General features: G+C 67.8%; 13 protein-coding genes. 8 read left to right on the top strand and 5 right to left on the bottom strand.

Annotation, left to right across the window (positions count from 1 at the left end; all coding sequences use genetic code 11):
- Nucleotides 1–8 precede the first annotated feature (8 nt).
- The 5 genes from nadD to AC51BJ_RS15090 all read right to left on the bottom strand — a co-directional run bounded on the left by nadD (nucleotide 9) and on the right by AC51BJ_RS15090 (nucleotide 3,665).
- The gene (nadD, locus tag AC51BJ_RS15110; RefSeq protein ID WP_496280770.1) at nucleotides 9–659 is read right to left on the bottom strand and encodes a nicotinate-nucleotide adenylyltransferase; all 651 of its coding nucleotides are present in this window, start codon (nucleotides 657–659) and stop codon (nucleotides 9–11) included.
- Nucleotides 652–1,431 carry a BPSS1780 family membrane protein gene (locus AC51BJ_RS15105; RefSeq protein WP_430432466.1) on the bottom strand — a complete coding sequence of 260 codons (780 nt, stop codon included), beginning with the start codon at nucleotides 1,429–1,431 and terminating at the stop codon, nucleotides 652–654. The genes nadD and AC51BJ_RS15105 overlap by 8 nt, the downstream gene beginning before the upstream one ends.
- Nucleotides 1,422–2,378: a homoserine kinase gene (locus tag AC51BJ_RS15100; protein WP_019915844.1), complete on the bottom strand. Its 957-nt coding sequence runs from the start codon at nucleotides 2,376–2,378 to the stop codon at nucleotides 1,422–1,424. Before AC51BJ_RS15100 ends, AC51BJ_RS15105 begins: the two co-directional genes overlap by 10 nt.
- Nucleotides 2,379–2,422: 44 nt before the next feature.
- Nucleotides 2,423–2,779, bottom strand: coding sequence for a DUF2782 domain-containing protein (locus tag AC51BJ_RS15095; RefSeq protein ID WP_496280769.1), 357 nt, complete (start codon nucleotides 2,777–2,779; stop codon nucleotides 2,423–2,425).
- A 157-nt stretch (nucleotides 2,780–2,936) separates the two neighbouring features.
- Nucleotides 2,937–3,665, bottom strand: a complete 729-nt coding sequence (locus AC51BJ_RS15090; protein WP_020162980.1) for an LOG family protein — start codon at nucleotides 3,663–3,665, stop codon at nucleotides 2,937–2,939.
- Between the two features lie 87 nt (nucleotides 3,666–3,752).
- Between AC51BJ_RS15090 and polA the strand changes: the two genes are divergently transcribed.
- From polA to AC51BJ_RS15050, 8 genes are all read left to right on the top strand, one after another.
- Entirely contained in the window at nucleotides 3,753–6,479 is a 2,727-nt protein-coding gene (gene polA / locus AC51BJ_RS15085) for a DNA polymerase I (protein WP_496280768.1), read from the top strand.
- Between the two features lie 123 nt (nucleotides 6,480–6,602).
- Nucleotides 6,603–7,256, top strand: coding sequence for a pyridoxamine 5'-phosphate oxidase family protein (locus AC51BJ_RS15080; RefSeq protein ID WP_496280767.1), 654 nt, complete (start codon nucleotides 6,603–6,605; stop codon nucleotides 7,254–7,256).
- Nucleotides 7,257–7,323: 67 nt separating this feature from the next.
- Complete coding sequence (locus tag AC51BJ_RS15075; protein WP_496280766.1) at nucleotides 7,324–8,400, top strand: acyltransferase family protein; 1,077 nt, start codon at nucleotides 7,324–7,326, stop codon at nucleotides 8,398–8,400.
- A 76-nt stretch (nucleotides 8,401–8,476) separates the two neighbouring features.
- Nucleotides 8,477–10,075 carry an HAL/PAL/TAL family ammonia-lyase gene (locus AC51BJ_RS15070; RefSeq protein WP_496280765.1) on the top strand — a complete coding sequence of 533 codons (1,599 nt, stop codon included), beginning with the start codon at nucleotides 8,477–8,479 and terminating at the stop codon, nucleotides 10,073–10,075.
- On the top strand, nucleotides 10,072–11,286 hold the full coding sequence (locus tag AC51BJ_RS15065) for an AMP-binding protein (protein ID WP_496280764.1): 1,215 nt from the start codon (nucleotides 10,072–10,074) through the stop codon (nucleotides 11,284–11,286). The genes AC51BJ_RS15070 and AC51BJ_RS15065 overlap by 4 nt, the downstream gene beginning before the upstream one ends.
- 122 nt (nucleotides 11,287–11,408) lie before the next feature.
- Nucleotides 11,409–11,801: a phosphonate transporter gene (locus AC51BJ_RS15060; protein WP_304004614.1), complete on the top strand. Its 393-nt coding sequence runs from the start codon at nucleotides 11,409–11,411 to the stop codon at nucleotides 11,799–11,801.
- A 12-nt stretch (nucleotides 11,802–11,813) separates the two neighbouring features.
- Entirely contained in the window at nucleotides 11,814–13,124 is a 1,311-nt protein-coding gene (locus AC51BJ_RS15055; protein ID WP_430432473.1) for a sensor domain-containing diguanylate cyclase, read from the top strand.
- On the top strand, nucleotides 13,121–14,938 hold the full coding sequence (locus AC51BJ_RS15050; protein WP_496280763.1) for a putative bifunctional diguanylate cyclase/phosphodiesterase: 1,818 nt from the start codon (nucleotides 13,121–13,123) through the stop codon (nucleotides 14,936–14,938). The genes AC51BJ_RS15055 and AC51BJ_RS15050 overlap by 4 nt, the downstream gene beginning before the upstream one ends.
- Nucleotides 14,939–14,942 lie beyond the last annotated feature (4 nt).

The following is a 14,942-nucleotide window of genomic DNA, read 5'->3' as shown; positions in this document are numbered from 1 at the left end:
TAAAGCCTTCAGTAGAGCCCGTTAAGGCGGATGTATTCGAATACTTCATCGGGCAGCAGGTAGCGGCAGCGCTCGCCGCGCGCCAGCCGTGCCCGGATGTCGGTGGCCGACACCGCCAGCGGCGTCATGTCGAAACGTACGATGGCGCCGGACGGGCGCTCGCGCAAGACCTGCGCATCACGTCCACCGCGTGCCGCCAGTTCGGCTGCAAGCGCCGGGTCCAGCGCCGCGGCATCGACCGCCTGGCCGGCGCGGGTCGCCAGGCCGATATGGGCCAGCGCGAACAGCTCGCGCCAGCGGTGCCAGGTGTGCAGCAGGCTGAACGCGTCGGTGCCCAGAATCAGCACCAGCGGCAGCGCATCGCCCAGCTCGGCGCGCAGCGCGGTGAGCGTATCCACCGTGTAGCTCGGCCGGCCGGACGCGACTTCGCGGCCGTCGACCTCGAACGCCTCGTTCGATGCCACCGCCGCCTCGACCATGGCCAGCCGGTGCGTCGGCGAAGTCTGCGGCGCCGCGCGGTGCCAGGGCTGACCGGCCGGAATCCAGCGCACGCGACCGAGCTGGAGTGCCTCGCGCGCCTCTTCCGCCAGTCTCAGGTGGCCGACATGCACCGGGTCGAAGGTGCCGCCGAACACGCCGAGCGGCAGCGCTTCACTCATCGGCGGGCTCGGGCGCCGGCGCTTCGTCCGGCGCGAACACCTGGCGGAAGCTCACGTAGACGCATGCTGCATTCAGCGGCAAGAAAACGAAGGGCGCAGCAACGAAGAGCAACATGGACAGCCCACCCTCGGTCACGCCGAGAAACGCGCCAATCGTGGTGATGAACATGAGTGCTGCTGTCATCAGCATCAGGACGGCGAGAAAGAAAACGCCGAACACCTTGATGTTTCTTACAACGCCAACCAAACCGAAGAAGAGCGCTTTGCTCAGTGGCAGATCGCACTTGGAGATCAGTAACGGAGGAAACCACAGGAGTACGCCAAGCAGGAGCGCGAGCGGCGACACCATCAGCAGCGCTGGCGCCACTGCTGCAAGATCAACAGGCTTTCCGGCTAAGCCATCTGGCGTACCAACAAGCACTGCTGCAAGAACGCCGACGATTTGCTGGGACACCAATTGCAGAACGCCGAGTTGCACGAGAGCGCGATAGTTCTTCTCTAAACCATGCATCAAGACGTCGCGTGACAAATCAGCGTTCATCTCGATCATACGAACGGCATTGAAGAGAATCACCATAAACGCAGGCAGTGTCAGTGCCTCAAAAACCGGTCCGATAACGGGTATCGCGCTCATCACCGTGAGCACGACCAAGTACGAAACCGATAGTGCGGCAAGCAGCGGCGGGTTGCGGCGGAACAGCGCGAAGCCGCCGCTGATCCAGGACCAGCCGGCGAGTGCGGGCAGCGTGCGCGCCTGCAGGCTCACCGCCATGGCAGTGCGTCACCGGCGCCGATGCGCGCGCGCAGCACGTCGCGGAAGCGGGCCGGATCGTGCGTGTGCACCATCTCGCCGCCGCGCGGCATGTGGAAGTCGTACAGCCGCGACATCCAGAAGCGCAGCGCCGCGCCGCGCAGCATCGCCGGCCAGGCGCGGTGTTCGGCGTCGGACAGCGGGCGTTCGGCGTGGTAGGCCTTGATCAATGCGTCGGCCTTGTCCGCCACCAGTTCGCCGGAGGCGTCGGAACACCAGTCGTTCAGCGTCACCGCAAGGTCGAACAGCAGGTAGTCGTCGCCGGCGAAATAGAAATCGATGATGCCGCCGATGCGTTCGCCATCCATCAGGCAGTTGTCGCGGAACAGGTCGGCGTGCACGACGCCGAAGGGCAGGTCGCGGCACAGGCCCTGTTCACGGGCTTCGCGCTGGAAGGCGATTTCGGTTTCGAGCAGCGCGCGCTCGTCGTCCGGCAGGAAGCCGAGCAGCTTGGGCGCCGTTTCGAGCCACCAGCCGTAGCCGCGCGGGTTGTCGAAGCGGCGGCCGTAGCTCTGGCCGGCCACGTGCATGGTGGCCAGCATGCCGCCGATGGCGGCGCAGTGCGCCGCGCCCGGTTCCATCTGCGAGCGGCCGGCAAGCCGGGTGGCCAGCATGGCCGGCTTGCCGTGGATCGTGCCGAGGTATTCGTTGTCGCGGTCGGCGATCGGCGCCGGACAGGGAATGCCATGACGTGCCAGATGCGCCATCAGGTGCACGTAGAACGGCAGTTCGGTGCGCGTCAGCTTCTCGAACACCGTCAGCACGTAACGACCGTGCGAGGTGTCGACGAAGTAGTTGGTGTTTTCGATGCCGGCCGGAATTCCCTCCAGCGACACCAGATGGCCGATGGAGTAATTCTTCAGCCAGTCGCGCAGCTCATCTGCGGTGACGGTGGTGAAGACGGACACGAGTCAGAACGGATGGTTGGGCACGCGCCGGCGGCGCGCGCGGGTCAGTCGAACGAGAAGATCACCCACTTCGGCACACGCAGGCCCGAATCGAGATCGTCGTAGCGCGTCATTGCGCCGGAGCCGTTCTCGTCCATCAGGTAGTAGGGCACGCCATGGCGCGGCGTCACCTTGATCATGTAGAGCTTGCCGTTCACGCGGTGCTCTTCCACCGTTTCCTCACCGCGCTGGATGATGGTGATCTGTGGCTCGACGGCCACTTCGCCTTCCAGCGGCTCGGGCGGCGGCGGCGGTTCGGGAATCGGCTGCAGATCGGGCGGACGACCGGCCTGGGCGTACACCGCGGGCACCACACTGCCCAGCGCGGCTGCGAGAACTGCTGCAAAAAGTAGCGGACGCATCGAAAATCCTTCGTAATTCCGGCAGTTTAACAGAGGCGGGGCGGGGGGCTGGGAGCTAGAGGCTGGGGGCTGGGGACGAGGGGCTAGTGAAAATCTCGCGCGGCGACCGCCGCGCCTGTTGGCTAGCCCCTGACTCCTAGCCTCTAGCCCCCGCTCCTCAAAGATTCAACATCGCCTCGTGTTCCTCAGGCAGCGGCATGAAGCTGCGGTTCTCGTAGTGTCGGAATATCGCATCCACGATCTGCGCCGGGTCGTCGATGATCTGCACCAGGTCCATGTCCTCCGGCGAAATCATGCCTTCCGCTACCAGCGTGTTGCGGAACCAGTCGATCAGGCCGGCCCAGAACGGCGCGTGCACCAGGATGACGGGAATGCTGCGGCTCTTGCGCGTCTGGATCAGCGTCAGCGCTTCCATCAGCTCGTCCACCGTGCCGAAACCGCCCGGCATCACGACGTAGGCGGCGGCGAAGCGCACGAACATGTACTTGCGGGCGAAGAAGTGCTCGAAGGAATGCGAAATGTCCTGATAGACGTTCGCGTGCTGTTCCATCGGCAACTGGATGTTCAGCCCGACGCTCGGTGACTTGCCGTGGAAGGCGCCCTTGTTGGCCGCTTCCATGATGCCCGGGCCGCCGCCGGAAATGACGGAGAAACCGGCGTCCGACAGCTCGCGCGCGACCCGCTCGGTCAGTGCGTAGTACGGATGGTCGACCGGTGTGCGGGCGCTGCCGAAGATGCTCACCGCCGGCCGGATCTGCTGCAGCCGCTCGGTCGCCTCGACGAACTCGGCCATGATGCCGAAGATGCGCCAGGCCTCGCGCGCGCTGCTGGTACGTGCCGCTTCACCCGGGTCTATCATGCCCGGCAGTTTGTCTTTCGCGCTCATGGGGAAAAGTGTCCGCTGAAAGTGCCCGATCAGGGCGGGTGCGGCGATAATCGCGGGCCGACCGAATGTCCCCACGCGGAATCCGCCATGCCCACGCTGCTGCTCGTCGATGGATCGTCCTATCTTTACCGCGCCTTCCACGCGATGCCGGACCTGCGCAACGCACAGGGTGAGCCGACCGGCGCGCTGCGCGGTGTCATCAACATGCTAAGGCGGCTGGCAGCCGACTACAAGGCGGACTATCGCGCTGTCGTGTTCGATGCCAAGGGCCCGACCTTCCGCGACGACTGGTATCCGGACTACAAGGGCCACCGCCCGCCGATGCCGGAAGACCTGGCGGCGCAGATCGCGCCGATCCACGAGGCAGTGCGTGCGCTCGGCTGGCCGCTGCTGCTGGTCGAGGGCGTGGAGGCGGACGACGTGATCGGCACGCTGGCCGCGCAGGCGACCGAGCGCGGCATCGACTGCGTCATATCGACCGGCGACAAGGACCTCGCCCAGCTGGTGAACAAGCACGTGACGCTGGTGAACACGATGAGCGAGGAAAAGCTGGACGAAGCCGGCGTGCTGGCCAAGTTCGGCGTGCCGCCGTCGGCCATCGTCGATTACCTCGCACTGATCGGCGACAGCGTGGACAACGTGCCGGGCGTGGACAAATGCGGCCCGAAGACCGCCGTGAAGTGGCTGCAGCAGTACGGCGGCACGCTGGATTCGGTGGTCGCCAATGCGGCCGATATTGGCGGCAAGGTCGGCGAGAACCTGCGCGCCCACCTCGACTTCCTGCCGCTGGCGCGCAAGCTGCTGACGGTGAAGTGCGACGTCGAACTGCCGCAGCCGCTGGAATCGCTGACCTCGGACGGCGAGAACGCCGAGGCGCTGCGCCCGCTCTACGAACGCTACGGTTTCAAGGGCCTGCTCGACGATCTGGCCAAGGGCCCGCGCAAGACGGTCAACGCACCTGCGCCGGCCGAGGACGCCACACCGTCGACCGCACCCGAAGGCAGCCACCGCGCCGACTACGAAACCCTGCTCGACTGGGCTGCCTTCGACCGCTGGCACGCGAAGCTGATGGCGGCGCAGGTGGTGTCGCTGGACACCGAAACCACCAGCCTTGAGCCGATGGAAGCGCAGCTGGTCGGCATGAGCTTCGCGCTGGAACCCGGCGTGGCCGCCTACCTGCCGCTGGCCCACGTCTATCCGGACGCACCGGCTCAGCTGCCGCGCGACGAGGTGCTGGCGAAGCTCAAGCCCTGGCTCGAATCTGCGACGCACGGCAAGCTCGGCCAGAACCTCAAGTACGACCGCCACGTGTTCGCCAACCACGGCATCCGGCTGGCCGGCGTGGTCGATGACACGCTGCTCGAAAGCTATGTGCTGGAAGCCGACCGCAACCACAACCTCGACACCCTGGTCACCCGCCACCTCGGCCTGAAGGTGATCAGCTACGACGAGGTGACCGGCAAGGGCGCGGCGCGCATCGGTTTCGAGCAGGTGGCGATCGACCGCGCTTCAGCCTATGCCGCAGAGGATGCCGACGTGACGCTGCGCGTGCACGAAGTGCTGGCGCCACGCGTCAAGGCCGACAGCAAGCTTGCATATATATATCGCGACATCGAACTGCCGGTGTCCGACATCCTGTTCCGCATGGAGCGCACCGGCGTGCTGCTCGACAGCGCCTCGCTGGCCGCGCAGAGCAACGAGTTGGGCCAGAAAATGCTGGAACTGGAACAGCGCGCGCATACCGCCGCCAAGCAGCCCTTCAACATCAATTCGCCGAAGCAGCTGGCGGAAATCCTGTTCGAGCGCGAAAAGCTGCCGGTGATCAAGAAGACGCCGTCCGGCACGCCGTCGACCGACGAGGAAGTGCTGTCGCAGCTGGCGCTGGACTACCCGCTGCCGGCGCTCATCCTCGAATACCGCGGCATGGCCAAGCTGAAGGGCACCTACACCGACAAGCTGCCGCGCATGGTGCGCGCGGACACCGGCCGCGTGCACACCAGTTTCGGCCAGGCGGTGGCGGTGACCGGCCGGCTGTCCTCGGTCGATCCCAATCTGCAGAACATTCCGGTGCGCACCGCCGAAGGCCGGCGCATCCGCTCGGCCTTCATCGCGCCGCCGGGCCACGTGCTGGTCAGTGCCGACTACTCGCAGATCGAACTGCGCATCATGGCCCACCTGTCGCAGGACGCGCGCCTGCTGCAGGCCTTCGCCGACGGCGAGGACGTGCACCGCGCCACCGCGTCGGAGGTGTTCGGCGTGCCGCCGGACGAGGTGAGCAGCGAACAGCGCCGCTATGCCAAGGTGATCAATTTCGGCCTGATCTACGGCATGAGCGCGCACGGCCTGGCGAAGAATCTGGACATCGAGCGCAGCGCCGCACAGAGCTGGATAGACCGCTACTTCGCGCAGTACCCGGGGGTGGCCCGCTACATGGACGAGACGCGTGCGCTGGCGCGCGAGCAGGGCTATGTCGAAACCGTGTTCGGTCGCCGCCTGCAACTGCCGGACATCCGCGCCCAGCAGGTCGGCCGCCGCCAGGGCGCCGAGCGCGCGGCGATCAACGCGCCGATGCAGGGCACGGCGGCCGACCTGATCAAGCTGGCGATGATCGCGGTCGATGGCTGGCTGACGGCCGAAGGGCTGAAGACGCGCATCATCCTGCAGGTGCATGACGAACTGGTGCTCGAAGTGCCCGAGGCCGAACTGGACCGGGTGCGCGAGCGCGTGCCGGCGCTGATGGAAGGTGTGGCGCAGCTGTCGGTGCCGCTGAAGGTCGAAGCCGGCGTCGGTCGCAACTGGGACGAGGCGCACTGAGCACCTGCGGCGTGGCGGGCATCTTGCCCGCGCGGCGCTCCCTATCATGGATGCACGCGCACGGTCGATGCGCCGGCGAGCTGGTCCGCCCGGTTCGCCGCAATCCAGCCGAGGAGAACCGCCATGCCTTCCCTGTATTCGGACCATCATCGCGCACTGCAACAGGCCTACGGCACCACAGGTCTGGCGGAGATGCTCGACACCGGCTGGGTGCATGAGCAGATCTCGGATGCCGAGCGGGACTTCATCGCGTCGCGCGACATGTTCTTCCTGTCGACGGTCGATCCCGACGGCAATCCCACGGTGTCGTACAAGGGCGGCCCCACCGGCTTCGTCAAGGTACTTGACGCGCACACGCTGGTGTTCCCGGGCTACGACGGGAACGGCATGTTCTACTCGCTGGGCAATATCGTCGGCCAGTCGCGTGTCGGCCTGCTGTTCATCGATTTCGAGAAGCCGCACCGCGTGCGTGTGCAGGGCCGCGCCGAATTCCTCGCGGACGATCCGCTGCTGGCCGACTACGACGAAGCCAAGTACCTGGTGCGCGTGACGGTCAGCAAGATCTGGGTGAATTGTCCGCGCTACGTACACCGCTATCGCAAGCTCGAACAGTCGAAATACGTGCCGAAGGCGGAATGCGTGACGCCGCTCGCTTCGTGGACGCGGCTGGACATGGTGCAGGACGTGCTGCCGGAGCACGAACGCCGGCAGGCGATGCAGGAAGGTCTGCTGGATCTCGCCACCTACGAGGCAAAAGTGGCGCGCGGCGACGGCTGACGCGCCCGGCCTTGAATTCGGGCCAGTGGCGTGCACAATGCGGGGCCTCGCACTGGAATCCCCCGCAATGCATGCGCCGACGGCCGGCACCGATGCCCTCTCCTGCGCTGACCTGCACGACGTCGCTTCGCGCCTCGCGGTCTTCGACACGCTGAAGGCGGTCGCGTCACAGCTCATCGTGCTGCATCACCTGGTCGCCTACGGTCCGCTGGCGGAGGCCTTCCGCAGCCGCTTCCCTCAGCTCGCCGACTGGCTCTACTACGACGGGCGGCTGGCGGTTCAGGTGTTCTTCGTCATCGGCGGCTTCCTCGCCGCCCGAGCGCTGGCGCCGGCGCTGCAGCCGCGACCGCTGTCGCTGCCGGCGGTGCTGTGGAAGCGCTATCGCCGGCTGGCGCTGCCCTGCATGGCGGCCGTGCTGATCAGCGTCGTCTGCGCCGCGATTGCCCGCGCGCTGATCGACGACCCCAGCCTGCCCGGTACGCCCTCGGTCGGGCAGCTGCTGGCGCACGCACTGCTGCTGCAGGACATCGTTGGCGTCGAGGCGCTGTCGGCCGGAGTCTGGTACGTGGCGATCGACTTCCAGCTTTACGCGATGGCGGCGCTGCTGGTCTGGCTGGCCTCGCGCACCGGCCCGACACGCCACGCCGTCGTACTCGCCGCGATCACCACCGGTGTCGCCGCCGCGTCGCTGTTCGTGATCAATCGCGACACCAGCTGGGACGTCGCCGGTCCTTACTATTTCGGTGTCTACGCGCTGGGGGCGGCCGTCTGTTGGTTGTCCAGACCGGGCCGCTCATTGCTGTGGGGCGTGGCGGTCGCCGCCGCCGTGCTGTTGGCGCTGACCCTCGAACACCGCGAACGCGTGGCTTTCGCCGGCTGTGTGGCACTGCTGCTGTGGGGCGGCCTGCGCAGCGGGCTGCTGGCGCGCTGGCCGGACATTCCGGCGCTCGCCTTCCTCGGCCGGATCTCGTTCTCGGTCTTCCTGATCCACTACCCGGTGGCCATGCTGGTGAACGCCGTCGTCACCCGTCTGTGGGGCGCCACGCCGGACACCGCGCCGGCGGCGCTCGCCTTCGCGTGGGCGGCCAGCGTGGCGGCCGGTGCGCTGTTCCATCGGCAGATCGAACGGCGCTGCGCCGGATGAACCGCCGCCGCGCCGCCGCTGTCTTCGTTTCGGCGCGGCGCCGGGGCAACACTGCGCAGCCCTGCCGTGCGCTGCCATGCTTCGCCTCCGTGCCCACTTCGATATGGATTTCATGACCGCCGCCGCACCGGAACACGATGACGTCGTTTTCGACGGTCGCCCGCTCGACATCGAGGCGATCGCCGCGATCGCCGACGGCAGGCGTCGCGCCGTGCTGTCGACCGAGACAGCCTTCCGCGCCCGCATCGACGCTGGCGCGCGCGTCGTGCTGCAGCTGCTCGCCGACGACGGCGTGATCTACGGCGTCACCACCGGCTACGGCGAGTCGTGCACGGTGGCGGTGCCCGCCGCGCAGGTGGCGGAGCTGCCTCACCACCTCTACACCTATCACGGCGTCGGCATGGGACGCCTGCTGGAGGCCGACGAGACGCGCGCGGTGCTGGCCGCGCGGCTGGCCTCGCTGTGCCAGGGCATGTCCGGTGTGCGCTACGAACTGCTGCAGCATCTGGCGGCGCTGCTGGAGCACGACATCCTGCCCTGCATTCCGGCCGAAGGCTCGGTCGGCGCCAGCGGCGACCTGACGCCGCTGTCCTACGTCGCCGCTGCGCTGTGCGGCGAGCGCGACGTGCGGTGGCGCGGGCGGCGCATGCCGGCGCGCGAGGCGCTGGCCGAAGCCGGTATCCAGCCGCTGTCGCTGCAGCCGAAGGAAGGACTCGCCATCATGAACGGCACCGCCGTCATGACCGCGCTGGCCTGTCTCGCCTGGCAGCGGGCGCAGCGCTGCAGCCGGGTCGCCACCCGCCTGACCGCGCTGAACGTGTTCGCGACCGCCGGCAACCCGCACCACTTCGACGCATTGCTGTTCGCCGCCAAGCCGCATCCGGGACCGCAGGCGGTGGCCCGCCGGCTGCGTCGCGATCTCGCCTGCGACGCCGGCGCGGCACGCAACCCGGCGCGGCTGCAGGACCGCTACTCGCTGCGCTGCGCGCCGCACGTGATCGGTGTGCTCGAAGACGCGCTGCCTTTCACGCGGACGCTGATCGAGAACGAACTGAACAGCGCCAACGACAATCCGCTGATCGACCCGGACAGCGGGCGCGTGCTGCACGGCGGACATTTCTACGGCGGTCACGTCGCGTTCGCGATGGACAGCCTGAAGACTGCGGTCGCCAATGTGCTCGACCTGCTGGACCGCCAGCTCGCGCTGCTGGTGGACAGCCGTTTCAGCCACGGCCTGCCGGACAACCTGAGCGCCGCGACCGGCGAACGCGGCGCACTGAACCACGGCCTGAAAGCGCTGCAGATCGCCGTGTCGGCGTGGACCGCCGAGGCGCTGAAGACCACCCTGCCGGCGTCGGTGTTCTCGCGCTCGACCGAATGCCACAACCAGGACAAGGTGAGCATGGGCACGATCGCCGCGCGCGACTGCCTGCGCGTGCTCGAACTGGGCGAACAGGTGCTGGCGGCGATGCTGGTGTCGGCCCGGCAGGCGGTCGCGCTGCGCGGCCGCATCGACGCCGGTGCGCTGCCGCCGGTGCTGGCGCACACCCAGTCGTGGCTCGAGTCCTGCATTCCGCTGGTGGTCGAGGACCGCGCGCTGGACCATGAACTGACCCGGCTGGTGGGCGTGCTGCGCACAGGCAGCGCAGGCGACGTGCTGGAGTCGGACGGATGAGCGTCCCTTGGCACGCCGACGGCCCGGCGCTCGAACGCGTGCTGGCCGACCTGATCGCCGACGAGGTGCGACGGCTGCGGCCCGGCGGCTCACCGCTGCCGCCGCAGCCGTGGTTGGCGTCGATGGCCTTCGACGACAGCGGTTTCGGGCTCGATTCACTTGAGCGCTATACGCTGGCCGCCGCCATCGCCGAACTGCTGCAGCTGCACGACAGCACGGTGATCGATGCGCTGCCGGCGGCGAGTACTTTCGGTCAGTACTGCGCGCTGGCCCGCGAAGGCCTCGCGCAGGATGGTCGCCGCCTGACCTTCCGCACGTCCGGCAGCACCGGGATGCCGAAGGCGTGCGCGCACGCGCTGACGATGCTGGAAGAGGAGGCCGATGCGCTGGCCGCCCACATCGGGCCGCGCCGGCGGGTGCTGGTCGCGGTGCCGGTCCATCACATCTATGGCTTCATTTTCGGCGTCCTGCTGCCGCCCCGCCTGGGCACGCATGATGTCGTCGATGTGCGGCCGCTGCCGCCGCAGGCGCTGGCCGGCCGGCTGCAGCCGGGCGATCTGCTGGTGAGCCATCCGGCGCACTGGTCGCTGCTCGCCCGCTTCGGTCCGCAGCTGCCTGCCGACATCGTCGGTACCACTTCCACTGCGCCCTGCCCGGATGCGCTGGCCGATGCGCTGCGCGCACAGGGGCTGGCGCGTCTGCTGCAGATCTATGGCAGTTCGGAGACGGCCGGCATCGGCTGGCGCGACACCGCCGGCGCGCCCTACACGCTGATGCCGCACTGGCGCCGCGCGGTGGCCGACGACGCGGCACTGGTGCGCCCGACCGCGGACGGTGGCGAGTGTCGAGCTGCATTGCAGGACGTGATCGAGTGGTTGCCCGACGGGCGCTTCCGGCTGGCCGGACGGCGCGACGAAGCGGTGCAGGTGGCGGGCATCAACGTGTTTCCGGCGCGGGTGCGCGACGTGCTGCTCGAACACCCTCTGGTCGAGGCGTGCGCGGTGCGCCGCATGGCGCCGACCGAGGGCGAACGCCTGAAGGCCTTCATCGTGCCGAGCGACGGCATCCCCGCGTCAGCCCTGCTGCCGCAGCTCGAAACCTGGGTAAAGGAACGTCTGTCGGCGCCCGAATGTCCACGCGCCTGGTCGTTCGGCGACCAGCTACCGGTAGACGCCCGCGGCAAGCTGGTCGATTGGCCGATCGCCCCCTGATTGCCTCCTCAAGTTCGCAGGTGCACTCCCGATAACTGATCCGTTGTCCGGAGTGTCCGCTGCCTCCGCAATGCCACTCGGCGCACCTCAAGGTGTCCGTTGATACCGACCCAGGGAGCACCATGAATACGGAACAGACCCTCTCGTTCTCCAACGCAGCACTGTTTGACTATCTCGACCGCGCGAGCGATGCCGAGCTTGACAGCCTCGACTTCGGCGTCATCGGCATGGACGACGCAACCCAGGTCAGACGTTACAACCGCTTCGAATCGGCCGCCGCCGGCCTGTCGCCCGATCGGGTGATCGGACACGCGCTGTTCACCGTGGTGGCGCCGTGCATGAACAACTTCATGGTTGCCCAGCGCTTCGAGGACGCGCAGCAGGACGGCAGTGTGCTCGACGACACCATCGACTACGTGCTGACCCTGCGCATGCGCCCGGTCAAGGTGAAGCTCAGATTGCTCGCCCGACCCGGCAGCGACTTGCGCTATGTGCTGGTCCACCGCCAGACCTGAGCCGGAGCACGCATGAGCGCACCGGTCGAAGAGGAATACGAAGCGCTGCTGCAGTTCATGTACATGGCGCCGATAGGCCTTGTACAGACGCTGGCGGATGGCGAGATCACGATGATCAATCCGCTGTGCGCGCAGCTGCTGATGCCGCTCTCCCCGGACGGCCAGCTGGCCAATCTGTTCACCGCGCTGGAAGCCGTGGTGCCCGACCTGCGACAGCGGGTGCAGGATTTTCCGGACGTGCACGGCACGGTGTGCGACGCGCTGCAGGTGCCGATCGCGACCGGTCAGCCCGGTCGCAGACAGAGCCAGGTGCTGGCGCTGACACTGCTCAAGCTCGACGCCGAGCGGCTGATGGCCGTCATTTCCGACGTGACGCAGTCGGTCCGCCGGGACCGCGAACTGCGCCAGAGCCAGGCCTGGATCAACACGCTGGCGATCGGCCTGACCGACTACGCCCTGGTGTCGCTCGACCAACATGGCTGCGTGCAGGACTGGAACCCGAGCATCGCCCGCATCACCGGCTTCACCGAGGAGCAGGTGACCGGCCGCAGCCTGTCGATGTTCTACCCTGAAGACGCGATTTCCGAACAGCGCGTGCTCGACCGGCTGCACGAGGCCGACCGCACCGGCTGGAGCCTGGACGAAGGATGGTGCGTGCGCGCCGACGGCGGTCGCTACTGGGGCAGCTGCCTGATCGCGCCACTGCATGACCGCGATGGCGAGCCGACCGACGAACGTGCCTACAGCCTCATCATTCGCGATGTGTCCGACCGGCGCGAGGCGGCGGAAGCGTTGCTGAAGGCGGTGTCCTGCGATCACCTGACCGGCCTGCTGAACCGCCGCGCCTTCGTCGAGGCGGTCGAGCTGGAGATGCAGCGCTGGGCGCGCTTCCCGCGGCCGCTGTCGCTGGTGATGATAGACGCCGACCATTTCAAGCGGATCAACGACCAGTATGGACACGCTGCTGGCGACGCCGTACTGCGCCATCTCGCCGCCGGCATGACCGCGACCTTCCGCGCGATGGACGTGCTCGCGCGCTTCGGTGGCGAGGAATTCGTCGTGCTGCTGCCGGACACCACGTTGGAGGGCGCAGAGATCGTCGCCCAGCGCCTGTGCCAGCTGCTTGCGACGCAGGCGGTGGAGGTCGGCGGCCAGGTCGTGCGCTACACCGTCAGCGCAGGCGTCGCGGCGATGGACGCCGACGTGAGCGATTTCGATGCCCTGATGCAGCGTGCCGACGAGGCGCTCTATGCGGCCAAGGCCGGCGGCCGCAACCGGGTAGAGCGCTGGCAACCGGCGCTTCAGTCGGCGGTCGTCCGATGAAGCCGGACAGCGACCCTGAGGATCTGCAGCCGCCCGCTTACGAGGCGCTGATCCAGTTCCTCTACCAGGCGCCGATCGGCCTGCTGCAGATCCGGCCCGACGGCACGGTGACGATGATGAATCCGCGCTCGGCGCAGTTGCTGATGCCGCTGGCGCGGCAGGGCAATCTGGACAATCTGTTCGAGGTGCTGGACGAGGTGGCGCCCGATCTGCGCGCCATGGCCGACGCCGCCGTCGAGCCGGGTGCGCTGGTGTGCGAGGGGCTGCGCATGCCGGTGCGGTCGACGGCCGGTGGCCGGCGCGTGCTCGGCATCAGTCTGCTGCGGCTCGACGCCCACACCATCATGGGCTGCGTCAATGACGTGACGCACGAGGTGGAACTGGAACAGCAGCGTCTGGCCTCGCGGATGCGCGACGCGTCGCGCACCGACAGCCTGACGCTGATGCCCAACCGCTCCGCCGTGCTGGAGCGGATACAGCAGGCGCTGGCGCGCCCCGACGCCGGTGGTGCGCCTACCTTTGCCGTGCTGTTCATCAACTGCGACCGTTTCAATCGCGTCAATCTGACGCTCGGGCAGGCGGGGGGCGACCGGCTGCTGCGCATGGTGGCCGAGCGGCTGAATGGCACCGTGCGTCAGCGCGACGCCGTCGGTCCGGCGCAGGAGCCGCTGCACACGACGGCCCGCCTCGGCGGCGACGAATTTGTCGTGCTGCTCGACGGTCTGCGCGACAGCGAGGACGTGCACAGCATTGCGCAGCGGCTGATCGACACGCTGTCCCGCCCCTATCTGATCGACAGCGTCGAGGTGCATATCTCCGCCAGCATCGGCGTCGTCGCCGGCATACACGCCGCCGCCGAAGCGAACGCGCTGCTGCAGGACGCGAGCCTCGCCATGCAGGAGGCGAAGCGCGCCGGCGGCGGGCGTCACGTGCTGTTCACGCCGTCGATCAAGGACATCGCAACCCGTCGCGGCGCACTCGAACTGGAACTGCGACGGGCCCTCGAACAGGACGAACTGTTCGTCGTCTATCAGCCCATCGTCGAGCTGACCGACGGTCGCGTCGCCGGCTTCGAGGCGCTGGTCCGCTGGCAGCATCCGCAGCGCGGTCTGGTATCGCCGGTCGAATTCATCGAGATTGCCGAGGAGTGCGGCTTGATCGGCGCTGTCGGCGAGTTCGTGCTCGATTCGGCGTGCCGTCAGTTGGCGACGTGGCAGCGCCAGTTCGGCGCGCTGGCGCCCGCGATGGTGTCGGTCAATCTGTCGCGTGCACAACTGCAGGACGCCGCCATCACCGATCAGGTCGCGCGCGTGCTCGAATCGAGCCGTCTGCCGGCGCAGGCACTGCAGCTGGAGGTGACGGAGAGCATGGCGGCCCAGGGCGACGACATACGCGCCCGCCTGCTCGAACTGAAGGCGCTCGGCCTCGCGCTCGCGCTGGACGATTTCGGCACCGGTTATTCCTCGCTGGCCTGTCTCGGCCAGCTGCCGATCGACACGGTCAAGATCGATCGCTCCTTTGTCGCCGACGCGGAGAGCAATCTGCACAAGCGGGTACTGATAGAAGCCACCGTGCGCGTTGCCCGCAGTCTCGGCATGAGCACGACCGCCGAAGGCATCGAAACCGAAGGCCAGGCGGCGCTGCTGGCGACGCTGGACTGCAACAAGGGTCAGGGCTATCTGTGGTCGCGCCCGCTGGCCGCGAACGACGCCACGCAATGGCTCGCGGCACGCATCGGGGCGACCGACCTGCTGTCGGACCAACCCCATCCTTCCGCCGCGCCCTTGCGCGCCGCCGCCGGCTTCCCGGGCTGACGGC

The sequence above is a fragment of the Methyloversatilis sp. S146-33 genome, from assembly GCF_059552495.1.
Note: the sequence above shows the minus strand (reverse complement) of the source record. Positions and strands in the feature narration are given on the sequence as shown.

Excerpts from the sequence above, each read along its gene's own strand:
- AC51BJ_RS15075 (WP_496280766.1), top strand. The coding sequence starts at position 7,324 with ATGCATGCGCCGACGGCCGGCACCGATGCCCTCTCCTGCGCTGACCTG.
- AC51BJ_RS15070 (WP_496280765.1), top strand. The coding sequence starts at position 8,477 with ATGCTTCGCCTCCGTGCCCACTTCGATATGGATTTCATGACCGCCGCC.
- AC51BJ_RS15090 (WP_020162980.1), bottom strand. The coding sequence starts at position 3,665 with ATGAGCGCGAAAGACAAACTGCCGGGCATGATAGACCCGGGTGAAGCG.
- polA (WP_496280768.1), top strand. The coding sequence starts at position 3,753 with ATGCCCACGCTGCTGCTCGTCGATGGATCGTCCTATCTTTACCGCGCC.
- nadD (WP_496280770.1), bottom strand. The coding sequence starts at position 659 with ATGAGTGAAGCGCTGCCGCTCGGCGTGTTCGGCGGCACCTTCGACCCG.
- AC51BJ_RS15065 (WP_496280764.1), top strand. The coding sequence starts at position 10,072 with ATGAGCGTCCCTTGGCACGCCGACGGCCCGGCGCTCGAACGCGTGCTG.
- AC51BJ_RS15060 (WP_304004614.1), top strand. The coding sequence starts at position 11,409 with ATGAATACGGAACAGACCCTCTCGTTCTCCAACGCAGCACTGTTTGAC.
- AC51BJ_RS15080 (WP_496280767.1), top strand. The coding sequence starts at position 6,603 with ATGCCTTCCCTGTATTCGGACCATCATCGCGCACTGCAACAGGCCTAC.
- AC51BJ_RS15095 (WP_496280769.1), bottom strand. The coding sequence starts at position 2,779 with ATGCGTCCGCTACTTTTTGCAGCAGTTCTCGCAGCCGCGCTGGGCAGT.
- AC51BJ_RS15055 (WP_430432473.1), top strand. The coding sequence starts at position 11,814 with ATGAGCGCACCGGTCGAAGAGGAATACGAAGCGCTGCTGCAGTTCATG.
- AC51BJ_RS15050 (WP_496280763.1), top strand. The coding sequence starts at position 13,121 with ATGAAGCCGGACAGCGACCCTGAGGATCTGCAGCCGCCCGCTTACGAG.
- AC51BJ_RS15105 (WP_430432466.1), bottom strand. The coding sequence starts at position 1,431 with ATGGCGGTGAGCCTGCAGGCGCGCACGCTGCCCGCACTCGCCGGCTGG.